The 7,954-nt window shown below is 45.5% G+C and carries 7 protein-coding genes and 1 pseudogene; 5 read left to right on the forward strand and 3 right to left on the reverse strand.

The features are described 5' to 3' along the window. Positions 1 to 19: 19 nt before the first annotated feature. The 3 genes from PA598K_RS25110 to PA598K_RS25125 all read right to left on the reverse strand — a co-directional run bounded on the left by PA598K_RS25110 (position 20) and on the right by PA598K_RS25125 (position 4,036). Complete coding sequence (locus tag PA598K_RS25110; RefSeq protein WP_260405601.1) at positions 20 to 388, reverse strand: DUF6713 family protein; 369 nt, start codon at positions 386 to 388, stop codon at positions 20 to 22. 427 nt (positions 389 to 815) lie between these two features. Next, positions 816 to 1,886, reverse strand: a complete 1,071-nt coding sequence (locus PA598K_RS25120; RefSeq protein ID WP_185602215.1) for an ankyrin repeat domain-containing protein — start codon at positions 1,884 to 1,886, stop codon at positions 816 to 818. A 576-nt stretch (positions 1,887 to 2,462) separates the two neighbouring features. After that, positions 2,463 to 4,036, reverse strand: a protein-coding gene (locus PA598K_RS25125) for an IS3 family transposase (RefSeq protein WP_260405602.1) whose coding sequence is annotated in 2 segments (ribosomal slippage) — positions 2,463 to 3,574 and positions 3,574 to 4,036 — 1,575 coding nt in all. Because the reading frame shifts where the segments join, the coding sequence is not laid out codon by codon here. 124 nt (positions 4,037 to 4,160) lie between these two features. Here PA598K_RS25125 and PA598K_RS25130 point away from each other — a divergent pair. From PA598K_RS25130 to PA598K_RS25150, 5 genes and pseudogenes are all read left to right on the forward strand, one after another. Continuing rightward, on the forward strand, positions 4,161 to 4,739 hold the full coding sequence (locus PA598K_RS25130; protein ID WP_260405603.1) for a pyruvate kinase: 579 nt from the start codon (positions 4,161 to 4,163) through the stop codon (positions 4,737 to 4,739). Between the two features lie 143 nt (positions 4,740 to 4,882). Further along, positions 4,883 to 5,359 (forward strand): DedA family protein, encoded by a 477-nt coding sequence (locus PA598K_RS25135; protein ID WP_128659599.1) that lies wholly within the window; start codon positions 4,883 to 4,885, stop codon positions 5,357 to 5,359. 44 nt (positions 5,360 to 5,403) lie between these two features. Then, positions 5,404 to 5,961: a class I SAM-dependent methyltransferase gene (locus PA598K_RS25140; RefSeq protein ID WP_260405604.1), complete on the forward strand. Its 558-nt coding sequence runs from the start codon at positions 5,404 to 5,406 to the stop codon at positions 5,959 to 5,961. 25 nt (positions 5,962 to 5,986) lie between these two features. Beyond that, positions 5,987 to 6,666 (forward strand): annotated as a pseudogene (locus tag PA598K_RS25145) (response regulator). Positions 6,667 to 6,702: 36 nt separating this feature from the next. Continuing rightward, complete coding sequence (locus tag PA598K_RS25150) at positions 6,703 to 7,713, forward strand: sensor histidine kinase (RefSeq protein ID WP_128659600.1); 1,011 nt, start codon at positions 6,703 to 6,705, stop codon at positions 7,711 to 7,713. Positions 7,714 to 7,954: the final 241 nt, after the last annotated feature.

The following is a 7,954-nucleotide window of genomic DNA, read 5'->3' on the forward strand; positions in this document are numbered from 1 at the left end:
GGTACCTGAGTAGTAACCTTTAAAGATAGACAATACCGAGAAGATGCAACAAGGCCAACATGCCCATGGAATGGATAATGAATCGCGAGAATCCATTTTTAAATTGGTTCTGGGGATGTTTTTCGAAGAAAAAATGAGCGATTGCATGCACAATTAAGAACACATCAACAATGACGAAAGATAATCGATGCTGCTGTATAAAGGAATACAATAAAATTGCATAAAGGGGGAGATGCAATAGGGTAAATACTTGAAATGCCCGTTTTTCCTCCATATCTTTTAAGATGATAAACATTCGCCATTCCTTAGCCCGGATGGCATCCATTTCATGTAACAGCAGTAGAGCAAAACTCAACGAAAAGACGAATAGTAATAAGCTTGTCTCCAACGTTACACCTCGCTTTTTAGGAACTTAATGCATCATCAGAGAATTACGTTTCGCAGTATTGAGAGTTCCATAAATTACTGGCTTACGTCGGGAATCATAAAAAGCAGAAAGCTTACTCCGAGGTACCCTTTATACTAAGAATATCTTGTTGCCCTCTATCCTAGCCGTCCCAATTTATAAGCTTGTCTTATTGCAGCCTTGTAATCATTCCATTGAAAATAGAAAGGGCCAATGTCGAGAGATTGTTTATTAGGTTCGATGTAGAAGTTGCTCCATTCAATAAAATAAGGATACGTCATCAATAATTAAGTCGGCAAATACTGAATTGTTACCTTCGTTCCGTTCATCCTCATTGTATCTGCTAGTTAATTTTACTTCTAAATGGTTTATTCTAATCACCACCAGAGTCCTCCAATTAAATTAAATATCAATCAAACTCTTCAATGGGGTCATACTCACCGTCTAGAATTAAATCGATGTACTTTCCTGGATTACTTCTAAACTCGTTCCATGTTACTTTATCCAATATGGCTAGTGTCTCATGCTCTGTGTCATATGTACCAAGTACTTTCTTTGCCGGCATCCAGACCAGCACTCCGTAAGAATCATAACCTTCCGTTTCCGCCAGCAGGTTTATAAGACGATTTCCGTTAAAGGTGACTTCGGCCACATCATAAATAGAACAGTAGGTAATGTAATTAACACTGTTAGAATTTGCAATGTCTACTCTCTGTCTTTCTTCTCCAAGATCTAGAATGATCTCTTTCGGAAGCCTCATACGCTTAAGCTCTGCAATTATTGCATCTCTATCATGTAAGTCTGCCGGTTCATATTTTGAGATCAGCTCCGCAATCTCTTTATTATTTGCCCTTGCGATATGAACGGCTCGTTCTCCATAGTAATTTTTCAGCCTGGTATCCGCACCTGCCTCCAGCAAATAGTGAACCACGGAGATTTGCCCATAGGCTGCATTATGAAGAGGAGTACAAGTCATATCCGGATTCTCCTCGAAGCTTTGAAAATTAAGATCTACACCAGCATTGATTAATATTTTTACGAACTCCAAATTACCATTAAAGGAAGCTAATTGCAGTGCCTTTCCCCCATGAGCCTTCAAATCGATTCCTGCACCTAAAACGAACTCCATGGTTTCTTTATCATTGTTGTATACTGCAGACCATAACGCCGACACTCCCGTATGAGTAACAGCATTGATGTCTGCTCCTTTATTTAGGACATATTGAATTTCCTCAATATTTCTACGATGAGCTGCCGTAACTATAGAAGGATGACCAGGGTAATTCAAGTCCTCTCCGTAATCTATTAATAGCTTCACAATGTTAAAGTCATACTCTTCCTGGTGAAACCATGCACGATCAAGGTAAGTTCCATGTCCTGGTATAGGGGCAAGATCAAAACCGTCCACGAGAAGCGATTTCACAGCTTCATAATCATTTCGTTGTAATGCAGCGTCCATGATCGGATCAAAATATTTCATTAAGCCACCTCGATGAAAGGAATGTTTGTGATATAAATCCATTCAAACCAAGCAAATATGACAGCTATAAGTTTTTATCCTTAATTCGACAAATTCCAACCACCTCCTACTTATTCCATCGTAAAATTTATCGTTTTCGGCAGTTTGTCCAAATGCTTCTCCGTCATTGCTATTTCCCAATTAAAAAGCCCAATCTTTAAACGGTGATATTTGAAGCTTTGTACCGACTCAAAGCAAAATCAATAGCAAGAGATACGAATGGTTTGTATGTTCATGCTCCTTTAACTGAACAAGGTGCTGTTGACTATCTGCTAGCAAGCACCCAAAATGAAGTGTGGACCCCTAATGAAAAGGATGCTAAAGCTTTGGCAATGAGAATTGGACAAGGAAGATTTAGAGGTCCCGAAAATCACTATCGGACTGGTTTCAATGACACGAGATATTTCTATCACTACCATGGTGGAGATGATAGGACTTTCTACCAGACCGGACATATCTTCTATGGCACAAGTAGTCACTTAGGTCTTAATAAACGCTAAGTATTTCGGTATTTGTCAAGATAGTTGTCGCGAATTCTCAAAAAACAGAATGTTGCCCTGATGATGTGTGGGGTGCAGCCTGAATAGGCGTCGCGCGTTCCGGATTGAGCCAGACTTCATCGTCCAAGCGCCAGTCACGCACGTCGCCAGACCAACGGTTGGGATGCTTGGCTTTTGCCGCCTCGTACACGGCTTGGCGTTTTCTGAAGACGTCCTCTGCCAGTCCTCGATGGCGCTGGCTCGGTGTAATGAAGTTCAGACCACTATGTCGGTGTTCCTCGTTGTACCAGTGCGCAAAGGACTTTACCCATATCCGGGCTTCCGTGAGATCTCGAAAACCTTTGGCCGGGAAGTCCGGGCGGTACTTGCACGTGCGGAAAATGGATTCCGCATAGGGGTTGTCGTTGCTCACGCGCGGTCGGCTTCGGGAGGGCGTGATACCTAAGCTGTACAACGTCTCCAGTAACGTAGCGCCTTTCATCGGACTCCCATTATCCGAGTGAAGCACGAGCGGATGATGACGGATCACACATTGCTCCCGGATGACGGTGCGTCGAATCAGTTGACTCGCGTGCACGGCCGACTCGTCCTCCCAAATCTCCCAGCCGACGATCTTACGACTGTACAGATCCAGGATGAAATACAGGTAGAGGAACAGCCCCTTTGCCGGCCCCGGCAGCCAGGTAATGTCCCACATCCACACTTCATTTGGCCCGTGCGCAGCATGGCTGGTGAGCGGCCTCGCGGTGGGCTTCTTGCTACGCCCACGATGGTGCTGTTGATGGTGCTTATGCAGGATGCGATAGAAGCTCGACTCCGAAGCGATGTAGATGCCTTCGTCCGCCAAGGCAGGCACAATCTGGCTTGGCGGCAGGCTCCGGTTATGCGGCTGTTGAAGCACCTCCAGCACCTGCTGCTCTTCCACCTCGCTTAGCTTGTTGGCAGGCGTCGGACGTGAAGCGAGAGGACGTCCGTCCTCGGTGCCGCCTTGCTTCCGCCAACGTTGCAGGGTTCGCTGCGCCAGCCCCAGCTCCTGGCACGCTCTGGCCTCTCTCGCCCCAGCCACGACAGCTTCCTGAATTAAGGTGATGGCGTGCTCGCGATCTGAGGCAGGGATCATTCGTCCTCGGGGTCCCCCCAAATCGCTTGGGCCTTTTTTCGCAGCACCAACAAGGCTGCGGCCTCCGCGAGTGCAGCTTCTTTGCGCCTCAGTTCTCGGCTCAAGGCTTTGTTCTCTTGCTCTTTGGTGCGAAGCTCCTTCTGCAGCTTGCCCGCCTGGGCGGGAACGCCTCCATTGGCTTGCATGCATGCCTCCCGCCAGGCCTCCACCTGCTCCACGTATAACCCTTTGGTCCGGCAGTACTCGGCCAACTCGATTTCGCTTAAGCTTGCCGTCTCCATGACGATCGCGAACTTCTCCCTTGTATCCCATCGCTCAGGGGATCCGTCACCCGAATTCGGTTGCCCTTGGCCCAGCGCCGCCTTTTTCCATTTATATAACGTCGTCTCGGAGACCCCGCTCTCCTTGGCTAAACGACTCACCGATTCGTTATTCGGGGGCAACATTCGCTCTACCATGCTCTGCTTCAATTTCTCATTTAATTGGTTCATTGTCCTCACCTCGTCCTCGTTATCCCCACTATACTTTCATTTTTGGGGTACGACAACTATTCTGACAGAGGGGGATTTTAAATACCCTCTGAAAACAAAACAAGTTACTGGGAGTGTAGGAATCATGATTGATTTGAACAAGCTATACCAGAAATACCTTGAAAACAAAATACCCAATCCTTTTACATTGCAAGATATTCAGCACTATCTAGTCCTAAAATATAAAGCACAGCAAGTGAATGTGGGCCAATTTTCAAGCTTGCAAAATGATCCCTATGCCAAATTTGAAACAGCAGTCACTGCCTATATCTTTCGGGATGAGGAAGCTGTCTCTCAACTAATGATGCTGAACCATGCCGATGTGCATCTCATCTCTCGTGAGATCAACTTGATCTTGAATTCGGAAGATAACGTATTTATGTCTGGGGCAACGCCTCAAGGCATGTCTTTCCTTCTTGAGTTGGAGCTGGATGTTTTCAGTGGATTTGACCAGGAGGAAGCCTACCTAGGCAATAAGCGTTTTGAAGAATTTCTGGTGGTTCTCTATCTTACCGGTCACATCGCATTCGATAACGATCCGTTGATTGATCCATTACGACAAAAGTTCAAAGACGGCTACCTTCTGAAATACTTTGGGGTGCAGGATGGAAATAACAAGTATTTAGTTGATGAATTGCTTCAAGAACCGCAAGAAGATGCATAATAAAAGTTTAACCCGCCCGGACTAGCGATACCTCCGAGCGGGCTTTTTTGCGTTGTCTTCAGAAACTCTTCAGAAAAATCCCCCGTGTAATCTCAGAAGTTTTTGTTACTCTTCTTATATCAAATCGAGATAAGGAGATATCGATGATCAACGACACCATTTTGAACTTAATTGATGCGTATGGATATTTTCTTTTCTTCCTTGCTTTTTCCTTAGGCCCCTTCGGCATTCCCGTTCCGAACGAAGTAACGATCGTTACAGGCTCCATCCTGAGTGTGAATGGCATTCTCAATCCATTTGTAACGTATCTGTCCATTTTGTCCGGACTTTTAATTGCCGTCACGATCTCCTATACGACAGGTCGCATCTTTGGCGGATACTTCGGTTCGAAGTTGCAGGAAAATCGGCACTTTCTAAAAGCCCGGCTCTTGCTGCACAAACACGGGAAATGGGCGATTTGCATCGGGTTTTTCATTTCCGTGGTTAGATATTTGATGCCTCTCCTGGTTGGCTTAAGCCGGGTGAACGCCCGTACGTTTATCGTACTTTCGTATAGCAGCGCCATTTTTTGGACGGCAGCCTTTTTTGGCGCAGGCTCTATTGCGGGCACCTATTTTTGAATGAGATCGACCTAGAATGGAACGCTAAAGACGAGGTGGACAACTTGACCAAAAAGGTATATGGTCAGTTTATTCGAAGCTTTCTTAGACAACCCAGACAAGTGGGCAGCGTTATTCCCAGCTCCCGGCATTTGTCCGCCCGCATGACTAATGCTGTCGCTTGGCATGAGGTAAGCGCCGTGGCGGAGCTAGGCTCAGGGACAGGCGCGATCACACGCGTGCTGAAGAGACACACGACGGAGAACATGCATGTATTATTGTTTGAAATGGACGAGGCCATGCGGAGTCAACTAAAACAGGATTATCCTGACTTTCAAGTTCATGCGAATGCTTGCCAACTCACGGACGTTTTGTCTCGTGCGGGCTTGAACGCGCTGGATTGTATTATTAGCGGACTGCCGTTTTTTAATTTCCCTCCTGCGCTTAGAATGAAGCTGTTGGATCAGGTTCATCAAGCTTTAAGGCCAGGCGGTCAGTTTATCGCCTTTCAGTATTCCCTGCAAATGAAAAAGCTATTGTCCGAAAAATTCATCTTGGAGCGGATTGGGTTCGTGCCCCTTGACTTCCCTCCTGCTTTTGTATATGTATGCCGCAAAAAATGAGAGCCTTCTTAAAGGAGTTCGTCGTATGAACACTGTATTAGTCGTTGATGACGATTCGGAGATCCGGGATATTATCCATGTTTATTTACGGAACGAAGATACCAGGTTATAGAAGCCGAAAACGGTCTAGAGGCGCTAAAAACAATCGAGCTTGTAAATGTACAGCTAGTGATCCTGGATGTGATGATGCCCAAAATGGATGGCATTCATGCCTGCTTCAAGATTAGGGAGAAGTCGGATGTCCCGATTATTATGCTCTCGGCTAAACAAGAGGATATCGATAAAATTACCGGACTTACGTCCGGAGCCGACGATTATATGGTCAAGCCCTTCAATCCTTTAGAATTACTCGCGAGGGTCAAAGCCCAATTCCGACGCAATGCGCTGCAAGGTAAAGTCAACGAGCGTGCCATCCTGCATATCCGTGATCTGGCCATCGATCGGAACAAACATACGGTGACGTTAAGAGGCAAGGATATCTCGCTCACGCCATTGGAATTTGGAATCCTCGAGCTTCTAGCAAACCACCAAGGTCAAGTGTTTAGCACAGAGAAAATTTACGAAAGCGTATGGAAAGAACCGTTTGGGGATTCGGATAACACCGTCATGGTCCATATTCGCAACTTGAGGGAAAAGATTGAGGACAATCCTAGAGCGCCACAGTATATAAAGACGGTATGGGGAGTGGGCTATAAAGTTGACTAAAAAAAAGACAGACCCCAAAAAATACAAGTCAGTTTTATGCTGAATGCGGTGTACAGCTACTTTATCGCTCTCATTTTGACCATACTCTTTCAGTATGCCGTTAATTATTGGCAGTTGCCGGGATTAGACGGTATCACCCTTATTGTCTTAATAGGCATCTTTGTGAGGACTTTTTTCCTGCTCACTAGGCGGATCGTTACCGACTTTGTCACCCTAGAGCGGGGACTGCAAATTATTGCTGAAGGCGATCTGGACTACCGCGTTCCGGTCGAGCGAAGAGATGAACTGGGGAGAGTCGCGGCGAACATTAATCTTATGGCCGAGCGCTTACAGGAGCAGATTGCCCGAGAGCGCGAACTCGAAAAATCAAAAATGGAGATGATTTCAGGCGTATCGCATGACCTTCGTACACCGCTGACCAGTATTATCGGCTATATCGAGCTTCTGCGAGCCAATGCTTTCCAAACCAAAGAAGAATACAACCGATTCATTGAGAACACTTTAAATAAATCGGTCCATTTAAAAAGAATGCTGGACGATTTATTTGAGTATACGCAGTTGTCTTCAAATGAAGCCCGACTGAAATTAAATTCCTTTGATCTGAGCAAGCTGGTCGGTCAATTGCTCTTTGAATTTGAACCGATCGCTCTAGAAAATGACATCTCCCTCATAACAAAGCTTGGTGAAAAGCCGATGATGATCGTAGCCGACAGCGATAAAATAGCGCGCGCCATCGACAACTTGCTCATGAATGCGTTAAAATATTCGACAAAGCCGGGCACTGTGGAGATTCATATGACATCCAATGATACTTATGTTACGTTAAGGATTGAGAATAAAGGGCAGTCGTTAACGAAAGAACAAGAACAAAAGATATTTGAACGCTTTTATAAAGCGGATCATTCTCGGAGCAGTGAGGATATTCAGATTGGCGCAGGCCTGGGACTGTCGATTACAAAAAATATTATGCAATTGCATGGCGGCGACATCCTGCTGGATCATGTGGATGGCCATTATAAATTTTCGCTCGTCTTGCCATTAGCTTAAAAAATCGAAAAAGAGGGCGACCCGCAATGGTTCAGGTTGCCCTTGTCAGGTGTAAAAAATCTCTGGAACCAATTTGGTTGATTTTATTGGGTTTGCCGCGGCACGTGATAAATACGAAAAATAAAAGGTATGGAACCACTAAAAATTACCATATAAAGAAAGTGGGGAACTTGTGTCATGGTCAAGTTGGTTCCCTGCGAGAGTTTCGAATTTGAGGGCCGATAAACCTGAATTACGAAAG

The sequence above is a fragment of the Paenibacillus sp. 598K genome (assembly GCF_003851045.1).
Lineage (GTDB): Bacteria > Bacillota > Bacilli > Paenibacillales > Paenibacillaceae > Paenibacillus_D.

What these genes read in the sequence shown, in the direction of transcription:
- PA598K_RS25120 (WP_185602215.1), bottom strand. Translation starts at nt 1,886, where the DNA reads ATGAAATATTTTGATCCGATCATGGACGCTGCATTACAACGAAATGAT.
- PA598K_RS25130 (WP_260405603.1), top strand. Translation starts at nt 4,161, where the DNA reads ATGATTGATTTGAACAAGCTATACCAGAAATACCTTGAAAACAAAATA.
- PA598K_RS25135 (WP_128659599.1), top strand. Translation starts at nt 4,883, where the DNA reads ATGATCAACGACACCATTTTGAACTTAATTGATGCGTATGGATATTTT.
- PA598K_RS25150 (WP_128659600.1), top strand. Translation starts at nt 6,703, where the DNA reads ATGCTGAATGCGGTGTACAGCTACTTTATCGCTCTCATTTTGACCATA.